We start from the raw sequence: 13,842 nt of genomic DNA on the forward strand, positions 1-13,842 counted from the left end.
CTCACTTTATAACCAACGATGCACCGTCGTCGTCACCCCATGGGGTGATGTTTGAGCATTCTTCCCCACATATAATTCAGTGACTTGGAAAACCTCCCCATTGCCGGCGCCTCAATGACGATCAATCTCACCGGCCACGCCGAAATAGATCAGCAACATGACCTGCTCGACAGCATGGTCGGACAATTGGCAGAGTTTTGCTCAGAAGCCGGGCAGAACCCGGACGCCAATTGTGATGGCTGCAATGCGTTCAAGCAAAAGCATTGTCGCAGCGTCCTCGCCAGCATCGCCGGGGAACTGGCGGCCTTCCTGGCGGGGCACTCCGCCTACGAAGAAAAAATGATGGAACTGTTGCCAAATACGCCCAGTTGCCAATCACACATAAAAGCCCACAAGGCTGCCCATGAGGGCATCGCAAAGCAATTGAAAAAACTATCGCTGGAGGGCAGCTTCGACAGTCCGCGCAAGGTCGGCACCCAGATCTGGCAGGTTGCTGGAGATTGGCTCGGCGATCACAGCACCCTGTTTGATACTCGTCTGGTCAGCCTCGGAAAATCAGACTCGCCGAAGATCGATTTCGATGGCGAACTGGTGACGATGCTTGATCAGCACGTATTCCCCAACCGCCCCACGCGGGCAAAAGCATCATCCGCGACAAACCTGGCATTGAAGGGGAAAAAGCTGGAGATACGCGGCCGCTTTGAATCGCTCTCGCCGGCGCAACGCACGGTATTCTGGCTGGTCGTCAGCGGCAAGACCAATCCTGAAATTTGCAATGAACTGGGTGTATCGATCAATACCATCAAGACCCACCGCGCTGCCATTTTTCAAAAAATGGATGTGAAAACGGTGCTTGAATTGGTCAAGAAGGCCGATATTCTTCGGTAACGCCAGAGGCCGGCGCCTCAACTGCGTGGTTAGAACAGGGGGCTCGGCCTGTTTCCATTCTTCAAAATTCGACGCTTTTTGCCGTTGACCGTGGCATTCGTGCGCAAAGGCAGATATCCGGCTGAGCGGGCCACGGCGAGTTGAGCGACTGGATCGGGCGGACCCTTCGTGCCCACGGCAGCCCGGTAAAGGCTACTTACGCAAGCCTCCGGCTATCAGCTTGTCATTCAGATTCTGCACCTCAAGCGAGGGCTTCCAGCCATTCGTGAAGCTTGCCGGCGGCGTCCGGCCATTGCGGATCGAGCATCAACATGTGGCCGGCCCCGTCGATGATCTGTGTTTTGGCATTCCAAGAAGCTGCGGTGAAGTGAAGCATCGAGGCCGGGAAAACCTGGTCGGCCGATCCCCCCATGACCAGCGCCGGAATGCTGGCCCGGCCACGGGCCATGCGAAAGGGCGCGGTCAGCATTTCGGCAACCGCCTTTTCCGATTCCGGCTGGATCAGCGGCAGAAACTGGATGGATTCCTCCGGCGCCATGCTCGGCGAAAAATAAACCCGGGCCATGGTCCGCATGGTTTGTTCGCTGGCCATGCCGTTGACCGCATTCGGCAACTCGGCAAAGAAATCCGGCATGGTCAGCGCGAAGCGGCTGACCGTGCCACCCGTTCCGGTCGGCGGCACCGGCGCCAGAAAAGCCACGGCATGCGCCGTGCCCCGTTCGAGAAAACGCTGGCTGACCAGGCTGCCCATCGAATGGCCGATCAGCACCGGCGCAGCGGGCAGGCTGGCGACCGCAGCCGCCAGATCGGCAACGTAATCGTCGATGCCGAAATCATCAAGATCCACCCGATCCGCCGGGCGGCTGCCATGGCCGGAAAGTTCAAGCGCGTAGCAGTCGTAACCCTGATTCTGAAAGTACGGGATGAAGCGGACGCCCCACAGCGCAGCGTTGCTGTAACCGCCGTGGATGAAAAGCAGGGGCGGTTTGGTGCTGGGTTGATGGGCGGGGTGATGGTGAATGACCGGGGTTTTCGCGGGCATCTGTATCTTCTTGGAAAAAATGGGGTCAGCGGATTAGGAGGTCAGGGCAATTTGGATTTTCAGTTCACTCCGCTCCCTTCGATTGCGGTTAGCTCATTTCACCGAAGCCCGTCGCGCAGCAAGCGCCGCCATTGCTTCCTCGCCGGAAACTACCAAGCCAAAACATTCGCCAACCATTGAGAATATGTGTAGGCCAGAGCTTTGCATAAACTGCATATCGTCCTCGATGGACTCAAATTCCCAGCTTCCATCCGCTGCGTGAACAACCCTATGGCGGAGTTCATCTAGCTCTCGAAGTCGCCCGCGATCAAAACGAAATCCGGTTGTTAGGTATTCCTGCTTTTGCGGACGACATACCTGAAACACTCGGTCGACCTTTGCCAGCAAGGACTCGCGTTCAAGCCGGGACACTTCTATTTCAATGGCTTCAGAAAGGAATTCTGAGTATGGCCTCTTGGCGACGTCGCCAAGAGCTACCTTTCGATTTGCCAGCTGCTCGCTCCATTCTGCAGGTGCTGCCAGAGCGCAAATTCGGACACAGTCAAAGATTGCAGCATCAAGAATTGAGTGGGAAAAAACGAGAGTTGACGCATTTAGTGTCCGACGAAACTCAGCGACCGCGGATTCAGTCATCAACTGAGGGATCTTCTGATGCATGCCATCACGGATGAATTGATCGCGATTCTTTATGAGGTTGTGGTGTTCGCCGTGTAACAACTGGTTTTGAACGAAGTAGGTGTTACTCTGATGCATCGCATCACGAGCTGCATCTTCCCCAAGAACGCCCATCTTTCGGAACGTCGTGAGTCTTGACCAATCAGCAGTCAGGCGATTCCAAACCTCAGCAAACAGGCGATCGGTAGCGTTCATTTGCAATGCATAACAATTGGGGTCAGAAACATTCGTCTTTTTAAGTGGTAAATGCCTCCTTGATTCCGTGGTTCTGGCGATCAAAAAGCAAGTCGCAGCTTAGTTGACTGATATATATGGCGCAAGCATCGGATCTTCAAAAGAAACTAGTGTGACAACTGGCTGAGCAGGTACAAGTTCTGCGGTCGACGGGAAAAAATCCTGTTTTTTATGACGACCACTGCAGCACTTTTCCGCCTAAATCCTCAACCTCGAATACCCAACCCCGCCCCCCTTCTCAACCCGAATCTGCGCCGGGATGCGTTCTTTCATGCCTTCGACGTGGCTGATGACGCCGATCATTTTGCCGCTGGCGTTGAGGGTGTCGAGGGCGTTGAGGGCGATTTCGAGGGTGTCGGCGTCGAGGGTGCCGAAGCCTTCGTCGAGGAACAGCGAGTCGATGCTGGTCTTGTGGCTGACCAGGTCGGAGAGGGCGAGGGCGAGCGCCAGGCTGACCAGGAAGCTTTCGCCGCCGGATAGCGTGCGCGTGTCGCGGGCAACTTCGCCTTGCCAGCTGTCGACGATGTCGAGTTCGAGTTCGCCGCTGCTTTTCCGGCGCAGCAGGTAGCGGCCGTGCAGGCGGGCGAGGTGGCTGTTGGCGAGGTGCAGCAGGTGGTCGAGGGTCAGGCCCTGGGCGAATTTGCGGAACTTGTCGCCCTTGGCCGAGCCGATCAGGCTGTCGAGACGTTGCCAGAGGTCGGATTCGGTTGTTTGGGCGGCGATCTGGGCGAATAGCGTTTGCTGGTTCTGGCGGGCTTGTTCGTCGCGGGTGAGCAGGGCGCGCTGGGCGCCGAGTTGTTCGCTGAGGGTGCGGCGCTGGGTATCGAGTTGGGCTAGGATTTCTTCCAGTTCGGCCAACTTCGGTAACCCTTCCCCCTCCCAGGCTCCCCCTTGCAGGGGGAGGAGCATGGCCGGCGGGCTGCTTTGCAGGCGAGTCAGCTTTTCGCTGGTGGCCTTGAGGACGGCGGCGGCTTGTTGCTGCGCCAGTTGCCGGGTTTCCTTGATTTGCTGCAGGCGCTGGCGCTCTTCCGGCGGTAGCAGCGCGGCGCTGTAGGCGGCGAGGTTGGCGAAGGGGCTGGCGGCGAGGGCGGTTTGCCAGGCGGTTGTGGCCTCGGTGAGAGCTTTTTGCTGTTGCGCTAAATTGGCGTCGAGTTGCGTGTGGCGGCCTTGTTGGGCGGCGAGTTGGCGGGTCAGGTCGGCTATCGCGTCGGCGCAGTTGACGAGAGCAGTTGCGGGGTCGTCGGTGATGGTTTCGGGATTTTGATTTTGGCCGATATTTCCGGTTGACCGTGGCAAGCGGAGGTTGGCCAGTTGTTCTGACCAGTGCGTTGCCTGGGCCTGGGCTGCGTTGAATTGTTCCTGTTGTTTGACGAGGATTTCGGCGACTTCGTGGCGGCGTTTCTGGGTTTGCTGCCAGTGCTGCCATTCGCTGTCGCGTTCCTGTAGCCAGGCGGCGGGTTCAGCGGGGGTGTCGTAGTTGGCGGCGGTCAGCGTGGCGCTCAGTTTTTCGTCGAGTTCGGTCTGTTCCTGAAGCAGTGCCTGCGCGGTTTTGGCGATTTCGGTCTGGCGTTGCTGGCCGGTTTGCGCGGTCTGTTGCAGCAGATTGAGCTGGTTGCTGGCGTTGAGCAGGGTTTGGGCGGCGTCGGCGGCGGTTTTGCGGGCGGCGTTCAGGGCTTGTTCGCCCTGGTCGGCGGCTTGCAGGCGCTGGGTGAGTCGGGCCAGCGCTTGTTCGGCGGTGCTGCGGGCGGTGGCGAGGGTTTCCGGTTCCTGCCATACGCTGTCCTCCAGCGGCGTAGCGTTGGCGAGGCCGGCAAGAAGTTCGGCCCATTCCGTTTGCAGGCGGGCTGTTTCCTGCGTGGTCTTGGCCTGCTGGGCCTGCCATTCCTTTTGTGTGGCCTGGGTGGCGGCTTGCTCTGCCCTGGCTTGCTGGCCTTTCTGGACAAGGGCGTCGAGCGCCGCCTGTTTTTCCTTGAGGGCGGTTTCGGTGGCGGAAACGTCGAGCGCGGCGTAGTCGGCGATAGCAGGGTGGTCGTGAGCGCCGCATAGCGGGCAGGCTTCGTCCGGTTGCAGTTGGCGGCGATGCGCTTCCAGGCTCTGGATGCGGCGTTCCTGGTCGAGCAGCTTTTGCTTGTCGGCGACCTGGGCGGCGAGTTCCTTGTGCTGTTCGCGCAGGGTGGTCAGGCCCTTTTCCTGAGCAGCGATCTTTTCCTGAATCTGCTGCAGTTGCGAGGCTTGCGTTGTTTGTTGGGTGGCCAGCTCGCGGCGGCGCTGGGCGAGGGCTTCGAGTTGTTGCCAGCGATTCAGGCCGGCTTGTTCGCGTTGCCAGTGCTGACGCAGTTCGGTCAGGGTTTGGCCGGCCAGGCGCTGATTCTGCTCGATCTGGGTTTTTTCCAGTGCGGCGTCGGCTTTGGTTTTTGCCTCTTTTTCCCGGTTGACCGTGGCAGTCTGTTTTTCGATCTGTTGTGCGGTTTCGGCGAGTTCCCGGGCGAGCTTTTGCTGCGCCTGCTGCTGGGCAGCGAGGTCGCGGACCAGCTTGGCCCGCTGTTCGAACTGCTGGCGCCAGACGCCGAGGCGTTCGCCGAGTTGGGCGCGTTGCGGCTGGGCGGCGCAGAAGTCGTCGAGTTCCTTGGCTTCGCGCTGGCTGAGTTGCAGGGCTTGCTGGGTCTGGGCGGCGAGTTGGGCGCTGAGTTGACTGGCGGACTGGTGTTGCGCGAGTTGTTCGGCTTGCCGCGTTTCGCGTTCGGCGTGCAGGGCCTTGAGTTCGGCTTCGCTTTGCCGGCAGGCGGCGTCGGCTTGTTGCCATTGCTGGTGCAGCGGTTTGAGGGCTTCGGCCGGTTCGCTGTCGGCGAGTTTCTTGAGGTCCGGGGCGGCGGCGGTCAGTGCGGTGTCAGCCTCAAGTAGCTTGCCTTCGGCGGCTTTGACTTCCTGCTCGCTCTGCGCCAGATCGAGGCGCCACTGGCGTTGGGCCTGGGTTTGCTGGTGGCGGCGCTGGACGTCGGTGAGTTGCGTGTCGACGCGGGTGACTTCGAGCTGCATCGCGGCACGCTGCTCGTCGCTCAGCAGTTCCATGCCGTCGGCGCGGGCTTTGAGCTGGTCGAGCTGGCTCTTGGCCTCGCGGGCCTGTTCGAAAACCTTGCGCGAAATCTCGCCGTAAATCTCGGTGCCGGTCAGTTCTTCGAGCAGTTCGGCGCGCTCGTTGGCGCTGGCATTGAGGAAGGCCGCGAAGCCGCCCTGGGCGAGCAGCATGGACTTGGTGAAACGCGGGAAATCGAGACCGGTGATCTCGGCGATGCGCTTGAGTTTGTCGTTGGTCTGCGTGCTCAGGATGGTGCCCTCGGCGGTGGCCAGCTCAACCTTGGGCGCCTGCAGCGCACCGTCGATCTTGTCGCGGGCGCGGCGCTGGCTCCAGAAAGCGCGGTAGACGGCGCCTTTCACTTCGAATTCAACCTCGGCCAGACAGTCGGCGGTGTGCCGCGTCATGATGTCGTTGTCTGAGGCCGAGATGGTCTTCAGGCGCGGTGTCTGGTGGTAAAGGGCGAGGCAGATGGCGTCGAGCAGCGTCGATTTGCCGGCGCCGGTCGGGCCGGTGATGGCGAACAGGCAGTTGTCGGTGAACGGCGGCTTGGTGAAATCGATGGTCCATTCGCCTTTGAGCGAATTGAGGTTCTTCAGGCGCAGGGTGAGGATTTTCATGCTTCTTCCCCCTGCAGGCTGGCGACGATGGCCCGGTAGCGTTCGTTGAGGGCGGATTGCAGCTCGTCGCCGAGCTCTTCCTGTTGCAGGCGGCGGGCGAAAACATCGTGCGGGCTGAGTTCGTCCAGGGTTTCGCTGGCTTCTGCCGCCAGGCTGGCGACGGCGTTGCCGCGCTGGCGGCGGATGCGCAGGACTTCGACCGGCCAGCCTTCGGTAAGCGCTTCGATACGGGCCGGCAGGTCGGCCAAATAGTCGTCTTCGGCGACGGTGACTTCGAGCCAGGCCGGGCATTCGCGCGTGCCTTGGGCGGCGGCCGCGCCGATGGCGCCGGCCAGCGTCTCGAGATTGCCGCTGACGGCGACCAGGGCCTGGAAGCGCGGCACGGGCAGGACGCTGACGGCTTTGAGGCCATCGCTGTCGAGATCGACGAGCAGCATTTCCTTGGTTTGCTTTGCCTCATCGAAGCCGAGCGGGATGGGTGAGCCGCAGTAGCGGATGTGTTCAAGGCCGCCGACTTTCTGCGGCCGGTGGATGTGACCGAGGGCGATGTAGTCGGCTGGCGGGAAGGCAGAAGTCGGGAAGGCTTCGAGGGTGCCGACGTAAATTTCGCGGACCGATTCGCTGGTGCTGGCGCCGACCGTGGTCAGGTGGCCGGTGGCGATGATGGGCAACTGGCGGCCGAAATTCGGGCCGAGTTCAGCGGCAAGTGCGGTCTGACGTTCGACGGCGGCCGCGAACACTGCGCCGTAATGGTCCTGGATGGCCGTTTGCAGCGACAACTGCTTGTCTTCGGCGCTTTGCCCGGCCTGGCTTTGCAGCACGTCGCGCGGGCGGATGAAGGGGATGGCGCAGACGATGCAGCCCGGTTCGCCGTTGCGTTGCGGCAGAACGATGACTTGCGTGGCGAGGTCTTCATGCGTCGCGGCGATGACGGTGGTGCCCAGGTGGGCGAGCAGTTCGCGGCTTTCGCCCAGGGTGGCCGGCGAATCGTGGTTGCCGCCGAGAACCAGTAGCGGGACGCCGGCCTTGTAAAGCAGCCCGACGAGCTGGTTGTACAACTCGCGTGCGTAGCTGGGCGGGGTGCCGGTATCGAAAATATCACCGGCGACGAGCACCGCATCGACCGCCTGGGTTTCCACCTGTTCGAGCAGCCAGCCGATCAGCGCCTGATGTTCGGCCTGCCGGCTCTTGCCCATGAAGTGCTGGCCGAGATGCCAGTCGGAGGTGTGGAGGAGGCGCATGCCGGGCTGCCGAATGGGAAAGGGCGAAGTTTAAACGGCAATGCGCCCGTGCTGCAGCCGGCGTTGTCCGCCTTCGCCCGGCCGGCGCCGTCTCAAGTACTCGTTTTGGTGCCCGAACCTGCGGTGTAGCGTTCGCTGATAAAACTTTCGACGGCTTGCAGGAAGCTGTTGCCCGAATAATTGCCGGCCAGCTCGCGCGCCTTGGCGAGGAATTCGTCTTCGCCGATCCCGGCGGCTTTGGCCAGGCCGAGCCAGATGGATTTCGGGAAGGTCGTGGTGGCGGATTCCGGCATGCTCAGGCCGGAATCCTGCCAGCGCTGTTTCAATTTGTCGGGGACTTCCCCGGCCAGTTCCTTTTCGAATTGCGCCATGGCGGCCTGATCCTTTTGCAGTTGTTGGGCTTCGCTGAGCGGTGCCTCACTCGCGGCCGGCGCCAGCTTGGCCATGGCTTGCGCGATGTCGACTTCGCGCTGCGCGTCTTCCATGCTCATCGGCGTTTTCCAGCCTTCGCTCTGGACGGCCTGGATCAGGCGGACGTAGGGCGTCAGGTTGGTCATGCCTTCCTTGTTGGCGGCATGCGCGGCGTGCATTTCGCTCTTGATCTGCGCTATCAGCGCCTCGTTTTCCGGCAGCAGGGGCAGGTTGCCGAGGCCGGGCGTGGCGCTGCTGCTGCCGCTGATGCCCTGGTTGGCGTCGAGCCGGGCCTTGGCTTCGTCGAGGATGTCCTGCGGGAAAACCCGGTTCAGTTCGGCCAGCACGTCCTGGCGGATGGATTCCGGGACGGCGATGCCGCCGCTGGCGGCCGCCTGGCGGGCCTGGTTCGAGATGCTCACTGTCGTGCTTTCGCTCGTTGCCGTGCTTGCCGTACCTGCAGTGCGCTGGCTGCTTGCCACGCTGCCGCTCGTACTGCGCACTGCGCTTGCTGGGCTGGAGCCGTAAAAAGATGCTATGGTCGTGATGCTCATGGTTGTCCTCCCGTCAAAATTTTCTGCTCGTTGCCGAGTGCAATTGCAATATCGATGCCATGCTGGATGGGTCTCCAGGTTTTGGCGCAGATCCTTGTCCGGCAAGGAATTTCGGCTGCAGTGGCGGGCCTGGGCGAGGTAATAACGAGCGGCAATTTTTACGGTTGACCGGAAAAAATCCCGGTTTTGGCGGTCGACCGGACAAGCCCGGGCTTGTGTCGTTGGCCGGCGATTTTCGCCCTAAGCGCGATTTCGCGCAGACGGCGCTGGCGCCGCCGACTAGTCTTGGTTTCGCATTCCGGAAGGCCCAACAGACATTCCGGTTGTCGTTTCCGATCTGCTTTGTGGTCGGGACGGGCGCCGGGCAATTTCGCCCGGGGGCCGAATACAAGGAGTCGGATATGAGCTGGGATATTGATGCAGCAGGCTGGACGTCGGTTGGCGTGAAGATCAAGTCGCGTTGGGGCAAGATCAACAATGCCCGACTGGCTGTCATCGACAGCAAGCGCGAAATTTTGGTCAGCCAGGTCCAGGAACTCTATGAAGTGACGCCTGAAGAAGCCGAAAATCAGGTCGCGGGCTTCGAGAAGCACACCAAGGAACTGCGTCCCAAAGTCGCCGCCTGATCGGCCTTGCTGGCCGGGCGACGGCGTTCGCCGTTGTTGTCCGGCCAATCAGTGGTCAGTGGTCGTTATCCGGTTTTGCGGCGGCATCCTTGCCAACCGGCAGGTCGTCGATGAACTGCCGATAACGAATTTCCGAATGCTTGAGCGCCCGCAGCGCGCTGTGTTGTTCGGTCATATCCATGAGCACCATCCGGCATTCGGTGCCATGTTCATCCGGGACAGCTTCGACCCTGAGCGTTGATGCCGGGCGTTGCGCGCTGGCCGTCAGCGTAATCTCGCAGAAGCCGCTTTTTTTCTCGGCCAGAACTTTGTCGACGAATTGCGTGAAAGCCGCCTGACATTCGGCCGCCAGATAATTGATGAAGCGATGCCGGCTTTTCTGCGAGCGCTTGAGCCCGAGCAGAATGGCGCCGGCCAGGTTGAGATCGAGGATGTTGCCCTGCGCGTCGAGCGTGAAGTAGCCAATCGGCGCGAAATCGTAGATGTCGGCATAGCGCTCGCTCAGCGCATCGGCCTGATCGTTGGCTTCGTGCAGCGCTTCGTTGTCGAGTTCCAGTTCGATCTTGCGAATTTCCAGTTCATGCCGCAAATACGCGGCTTCGCTCGGGTCTTCCGGCGCGCTTTCCGGCAGTTCACGCCAGCGGGCCTCGGCGCGATGGCGCAGGGTGAGCGGGTTGGGGCGCAAGCGGCTGGGCAAGTCGGCTGCCACGGTCGACCGGAAAAAACGCTCAAATTCCAAATGCACCACACCATGGCACTCGCAGCCCCGTGCCTCGAGCGCCGGCCGGTCGAGGACGTCAATCTGGCCGCGGGCGTAGCGGATCAGGCCGGCCGCCTGCAGCTTGCCGGCGGCGTCGGTGATCGCCTCGCGACGCAGGCCGAGCAGGCTGGCGATTCGCTCCTGGGTCATGGCGATCCGGTTGTCCGGGCGCCGATCCAGGCAGAGCAACAGCCAGCGGCCCAGTTGCTGTTCGACGCTGTGGTGCCGGGCGCAGAGCAGGGCCTGTGCCGTCTGGACCATCAGGGCCTGGGCGTAACGCAGCGCCATCTGCTGCAGGCGCCCGCCCGCGGCCAGTTCCCAGCGCAGGGTTTCGGCTTTCAGGCGATAGGCGTCGCCGCCAGCTTGCACGACCAGTTTGTGGCCGGACAGTTCGTCGCCGAGCACTGCGGAGATGCCGGCCAGCCCATCGTTGCCGACCATCGCCAGTTCCGTGGCAGCGCCATCGCGGGTGGTGGCGATCAGCGAAATGACGCAACTGGTCGGGAAATAGACCTCGCTTAATGGCTCGCCGGCGTTCTGCAGCATGCTGCCGGCTTCCAGCGAAACGGGTTCCAGATCGTCATGCAGCCGGGATTCTTCGGCCAGGCTCAGACCGGCCAGAATCTGGTTCTGGCGTTGATCAGGCCGTGTTGCGGTGGGCATGGCGCTCCTTGGTGGGCTGCCGGCGGCAGTCAGGACAGCCTAACCGGAAATGGGGCGGCCGGGGATGATTGGATTGGAGGCTGTAACGTGTCGTCCAAACCCCTCCCCTGACAAGGGGAGGCCGGGAGGGGTTTCTTTGGAGATTGTCGCGAAGGCTACAAGTCAGGGCGCCAGGTAGCTGGCAATGCACGGAAATTCCCTGTTCTCCACGATTCCAGCGGGTGGCATTGCTCTTGCGTCGGAAGGTTTATTGCCTTTTACCGCCGCCAATCATGAACGCCGTTGAAAAACCCGCTTTCCGTTGTATTTCCGCCCGTGAGGCGATCTCGCTGCTGCGCGGTGAGCCGCCACCCATCGTTTTTGATGTGCGCGACATGGCCAACTACCAGAAGGCGCATCTCGATGGTGCTGCGCACCTGTCCGAAGATCGCCTGCTGGCCTGGATGAAACGACTGCCGAAGGAGGCGCCGGTGGTGATCTATTGCTACCACGGCAACGCCAGCAAGGTTTTTGCCCAGATGTTCATCGATTTCCGCTATTCACAAGTGTTCAGCGTCGATGGCGGCTACGAGGCGCTGGTCGCCGCCCAGGCCACGCCGGTCGCGGCATGACGGCAGCGCGTGTTCGCGACTGGGTGCAGGCGCATCCGCTGTCGCCGAGCGATGTCGATTGCGCCACCACGGTCATGCTCAAGATCCTCGATGGCAAATGCAAGATGGGGAGCGTTGACAAGATCGTCATGGAGGCGCTCTACGACGCGGTCAAGGACAGACCGGGCCAGCGTTTCGGCGACGAGTTCCACGCCCTGATCGCGGATGCCCGAGGCGAGTCGAGCGAGGCGCTCAAAAATTTCATTTACGAAAAACGCGTGCTGGCTGAAACCGAACTCTCCCGCCCGGTGATGAAGGCCTTCAAGGCCATGATCCGCCAGGAAGGGCTGTTCGCTGGCCTGGCGCTTGAGGAAGAAACCGAATGACCATGAAGTTCTATATGACGCCGGGTTCGTGCTCGACCGGGATCCACATCCTGCTCGAAGAATGCGGCCTGGTTTTCGAGGCCTACGTCGTCAATCTGCTGGCCGGCGACCAGTACAAGAAGGAATACGCCGCGATCAATCCCAAGGGCAGCATTCCGGCGCTGGTGCTCGATGACGGCACGGCGCTCACCGAGTTTTCGGCCATCGCCTGGTGGCTCGGGCGCAATTACCCGAAGCGCAAGCTGCTGCCGGAGGCCTTGAGGGACGAGGTACAGGTGCTCAGCGTCATGAACTACGCCGTGCATACGCTGCACACGCAAGGCTTCGCCCGTATATTCACAACCGAGCGCTTCGCGCCGAGCAGTTCGGACCACGAATCGGTCAAGGCGCAGGGCCGGCAGATCATCGACAAGGCTTTCGCCATCGTCAATCGCGAACTGGCCGGGCGGCAATATGTCGTCGATCACTTCACGATCGCCGATGCAGCGCTGTTTTACGTTGAGTTCTGGGCCGATCGCATCGGCATTCCGTTTCCGGAAAATTGCGAGGCCCACTATCGGCGGATGCTGACCCGGCCGGCTGTGCGTCAGGTGCTGGCGGAAGAGGGCTACGCTTCGGTGTTGCGCTGAGCGCTGCCCGGGCCAACCTGGTCGGGAAACCGGGCTGGCCGAGCAGTTGTTGTGTCGATTAGCGGCGGCGGTTGCGGATGCAGCCGGTGCCGTTGAGCTGGAAGGTATTGAGATTCTTGTCGGGACAGAAGCTGATGCTGCCTTCGCCGACGACGTCAATGGTGGCGCCGTTGAAAATGCCCGTGCCTGAGCGAATTCTGGTCATGTGCTCGGTGACCGAGAAGGCACAAGGGTTGCCGTCGGCATCGGTGTTCAGAACCCCGGTGATCTGGGCTGCATCCTGATAGGTCTGGAAGGATTCGAGAAGCTCGAAGACGGCGGTGTGGTTCAGCGTGCTGGCACCGGTCGCGGTGTCCATTGCGGTTACCTTGCCGACCAGCGCGCCGCAGTCGTCAAACAATTCACGGCCGTCGGCGGTGACCATGACCAGGCAGACCTGGCCGACTTGCCGGGTCTGGGAAATATTCATCGTGGTGACACGGCCGGTTACGGTGGTGGCTGTATATCCAGCAGGGCATTGTTGGGCCTGGCTCACGGCGGGCAGGCAGGCGAGTGCGGCAAGTAAGGACAAAACCAGTCTTGAGTGCATGTGTGTTCCCTTGGATTTGGATGGAAGCAGGACGGCGCCTACGGTCGTTACGCGCCGTGCATGAGTATATCTGCCTGTGCTATGCGTTGTGGTTGATAGTTCATTCCATGCCGTCACGCCTCCGCGATGGAATTCAAAAGCCCTGTTACATTGGCGGGGCTTTTCGACCCAGCCAAAACAAGCCGCCACGAGAATTCAATGATCGCCAACCTGGAACGCTTCACCAAAACCATCGCCCTGTTTGATGCCGCCAATGCGCAAGATCCGAATCAGGATGAAGGACTGCCGAAAGAACTGCTCTACGCGCAGCGCATGACGGAGATGATCGGCCGCTTTGCGCCGGATGCCAGCGAAGTCGCGCAGCTTGCCGTGCGTGCCCAGCACATAAAGCGATGGACGGTGCCGCGCAGCAACTATCCGCTCGGCAAGCCCGGCTACTTTGCCTGGCGCACCGGGCTCTATAAATTTCATGCCGAGACGGCCGGTGAATTGATGCGCCAAGCCGGGTACGACGAGGCGATGATCGAGCCGGTCAAAGCTGCAATCGGTAAGGTTGGACTCAAGACCAACCCCGATACGCAGTTGCTGGAAGACGTCAGCTGCCTCGTCTTCATCGAGCACTACATGCTCGGCTTTGCCGGCCAGCAGGCTGATTACACCGAAGAAAAGTGGCTCGGCATCATCCGCAAGACGTGGAAGAAAATGTCCGACACCGCCCATGCCTTCGCGACGACCGGTGGCATCAAGCTGCCCGAGGCGCTGGTGCCGTTGATACTGAAAGCGGTTGCCGAGGGCTGATCGCGGGTGTTGGCATCCGGTTGCCACGGTCAACCGGGAAAAATGGCCAAAATGAAATTGCTG

General features: G+C 61.1%; 13 protein-coding genes. 6 read left to right on the forward strand and 7 right to left on the reverse strand.

The genetic code is table 11. The features are described 5' to 3' along the window. Positions 1–114: 114 nt before the first annotated feature. Entirely contained in the window at positions 115–888 is a 774-nt protein-coding gene (locus AC07TV_RS14150) for a LuxR C-terminal-related transcriptional regulator (RefSeq protein ID WP_494649017.1), read from the forward strand. A 241-nt stretch (positions 889–1,129) separates the two neighbouring features. Here the strand turns inward: AC07TV_RS14150 and AC07TV_RS14155 are convergent, their stop codons facing one another. The 5 genes from AC07TV_RS14155 to AC07TV_RS14175 all read right to left on the reverse strand — a co-directional run bounded on the left by AC07TV_RS14155 (position 1,130) and on the right by AC07TV_RS14175 (position 8,738). Then, positions 1,130–1,930: an alpha/beta hydrolase gene (locus AC07TV_RS14155; RefSeq protein WP_494649018.1), complete on the reverse strand. Its 801-nt coding sequence runs from the start codon at positions 1,928–1,930 to the stop codon at positions 1,130–1,132. A gap of 93 nt (positions 1,931–2,023) precedes the next feature. Then, positions 2,024–2,800 (reverse strand): hypothetical protein, encoded by a 777-nt coding sequence (locus AC07TV_RS14160; RefSeq protein ID WP_494649019.1) that lies wholly within the window; start codon positions 2,798–2,800, stop codon positions 2,024–2,026. A gap of 237 nt (positions 2,801–3,037) precedes the next feature. Beyond that, positions 3,038–6,532 (reverse strand): AAA family ATPase, encoded by a 3,495-nt coding sequence (locus AC07TV_RS14165; protein WP_494649020.1) that lies wholly within the window; start codon positions 6,530–6,532, stop codon positions 3,038–3,040. Beyond that, positions 6,529–7,773 (reverse strand): exonuclease subunit SbcD, encoded by a 1,245-nt coding sequence (sbcD, locus tag AC07TV_RS14170; RefSeq protein ID WP_494649021.1) that lies wholly within the window; start codon positions 7,771–7,773, stop codon positions 6,529–6,531. The genes AC07TV_RS14165 and sbcD overlap by 4 nt, the downstream gene beginning before the upstream one ends. A 92-nt stretch (positions 7,774–7,865) precedes the next feature. Then, complete coding sequence (locus AC07TV_RS14175) at positions 7,866–8,738, reverse strand: HlyD family secretion protein (protein ID WP_494649022.1); 873 nt, start codon at positions 8,736–8,738, stop codon at positions 7,866–7,868. A 221-nt stretch (positions 8,739–8,959) separates the two neighbouring features. Here AC07TV_RS14175 and AC07TV_RS14180 point away from each other — a divergent pair, with 221 nt between their 5' ends. Further along, complete coding sequence (locus tag AC07TV_RS14180) at positions 8,960–9,364, forward strand: CsbD family protein (RefSeq protein ID WP_494649023.1); 405 nt, start codon at positions 8,960–8,962, stop codon at positions 9,362–9,364. A 55-nt stretch (positions 9,365–9,419) separates the two neighbouring features. Here AC07TV_RS14180 and AC07TV_RS14185 read toward each other — a convergent pair whose 3' ends face one another. Continuing rightward, positions 9,420–10,787 carry a helix-turn-helix domain-containing protein gene (locus AC07TV_RS14185; protein WP_494649024.1) on the reverse strand — a complete coding sequence of 456 codons (1,368 nt, stop codon included), beginning with the start codon at positions 10,785–10,787 and terminating at the stop codon, positions 9,420–9,422. A 272-nt stretch (positions 10,788–11,059) separates the two neighbouring features. Here AC07TV_RS14185 and AC07TV_RS14190 point away from each other — a divergent pair, with 272 nt between their 5' ends. From AC07TV_RS14190 to AC07TV_RS14200, 3 genes are read left to right on the forward strand one after another with little or no spacing between them, the layout of a single operon-like run. Beyond that, positions 11,060–11,398, forward strand: a complete 339-nt coding sequence (locus AC07TV_RS14190; protein ID WP_494649025.1) for a thiosulfate sulfurtransferase GlpE — start codon at positions 11,060–11,062, stop codon at positions 11,396–11,398. After that, positions 11,395–11,763, forward strand: a complete 369-nt coding sequence (locus AC07TV_RS14195) for a hypothetical protein (protein ID WP_494649026.1) — start codon at positions 11,395–11,397, stop codon at positions 11,761–11,763. The genes AC07TV_RS14190 and AC07TV_RS14195 overlap by 4 nt, the downstream gene beginning before the upstream one ends. Further along, on the forward strand, positions 11,760–12,392 hold the full coding sequence (locus tag AC07TV_RS14200; protein ID WP_494649027.1) for a glutathione S-transferase family protein: 633 nt from the start codon (positions 11,760–11,762) through the stop codon (positions 12,390–12,392). The genes AC07TV_RS14195 and AC07TV_RS14200 overlap by 4 nt, the downstream gene beginning before the upstream one ends. Positions 12,393–12,450: 58 nt before the next feature. Here AC07TV_RS14200 and AC07TV_RS14205 read toward each other — a convergent pair whose 3' ends face one another. Next, complete coding sequence (locus tag AC07TV_RS14205) at positions 12,451–12,981, reverse strand: hypothetical protein (protein WP_494649028.1); 531 nt, start codon at positions 12,979–12,981, stop codon at positions 12,451–12,453. A gap of 198 nt (positions 12,982–13,179) precedes the next feature. On the opposite strand from AC07TV_RS14205, the gene AC07TV_RS14210 reads away from it, so the two are divergent. Further along, positions 13,180–13,779: a DUF4202 domain-containing protein gene (locus AC07TV_RS14210; RefSeq protein WP_494649029.1), complete on the forward strand. Its 600-nt coding sequence runs from the start codon at positions 13,180–13,182 to the stop codon at positions 13,777–13,779. The last annotated feature ends 63 nt before the right edge of the window (positions 13,780–13,842 follow it).

The sequence above is a fragment of the Azonexus sp. GW821-FHT04F04 genome (genome assembly GCF_059420025.1).

What these genes read in the sequence shown, in the direction of transcription:
- AC07TV_RS14150 (WP_494649017.1), top strand. Translation starts at nt 115, where the DNA reads ATGACGATCAATCTCACCGGCCACGCCGAAATAGATCAGCAACATGAC.
- AC07TV_RS14155 (WP_494649018.1), bottom strand. Translation starts at nt 1,930, where the DNA reads ATGCCCGCGAAAACCCCGGTCATTCACCATCACCCCGCCCATCAACCC.
- AC07TV_RS14160 (WP_494649019.1), bottom strand. Translation starts at nt 2,800, where the DNA reads ATGAACGCTACCGATCGCCTGTTTGCTGAGGTTTGGAATCGCCTGACT.
- AC07TV_RS14165 (WP_494649020.1), bottom strand. Translation starts at nt 6,532, where the DNA reads ATGAAAATCCTCACCCTGCGCCTGAAGAACCTCAATTCGCTCAAAGGC.
- sbcD (WP_494649021.1), bottom strand. Translation starts at nt 7,773, where the DNA reads ATGCGCCTCCTCCACACCTCCGACTGGCATCTCGGCCAGCACTTCATG.
- AC07TV_RS14175 (WP_494649022.1), bottom strand. Translation starts at nt 8,738, where the DNA reads ATGAGCATCACGACCATAGCATCTTTTTACGGCTCCAGCCCAGCAAGC.
- AC07TV_RS14185 (WP_494649024.1), bottom strand. Translation starts at nt 10,787, where the DNA reads ATGCCCACCGCAACACGGCCTGATCAACGCCAGAACCAGATTCTGGCC.
- AC07TV_RS14190 (WP_494649025.1), top strand. Translation starts at nt 11,060, where the DNA reads ATGAACGCCGTTGAAAAACCCGCTTTCCGTTGTATTTCCGCCCGTGAG.
- AC07TV_RS14195 (WP_494649026.1), top strand. Translation starts at nt 11,395, where the DNA reads ATGACGGCAGCGCGTGTTCGCGACTGGGTGCAGGCGCATCCGCTGTCG.
- AC07TV_RS14200 (WP_494649027.1), top strand. Translation starts at nt 11,760, where the DNA reads ATGACCATGAAGTTCTATATGACGCCGGGTTCGTGCTCGACCGGGATC.
- AC07TV_RS14205 (WP_494649028.1), bottom strand. Translation starts at nt 12,981, where the DNA reads ATGCACTCAAGACTGGTTTTGTCCTTACTTGCCGCACTCGCCTGCCTG.
- AC07TV_RS14210 (WP_494649029.1), top strand. Translation starts at nt 13,180, where the DNA reads ATGATCGCCAACCTGGAACGCTTCACCAAAACCATCGCCCTGTTTGAT.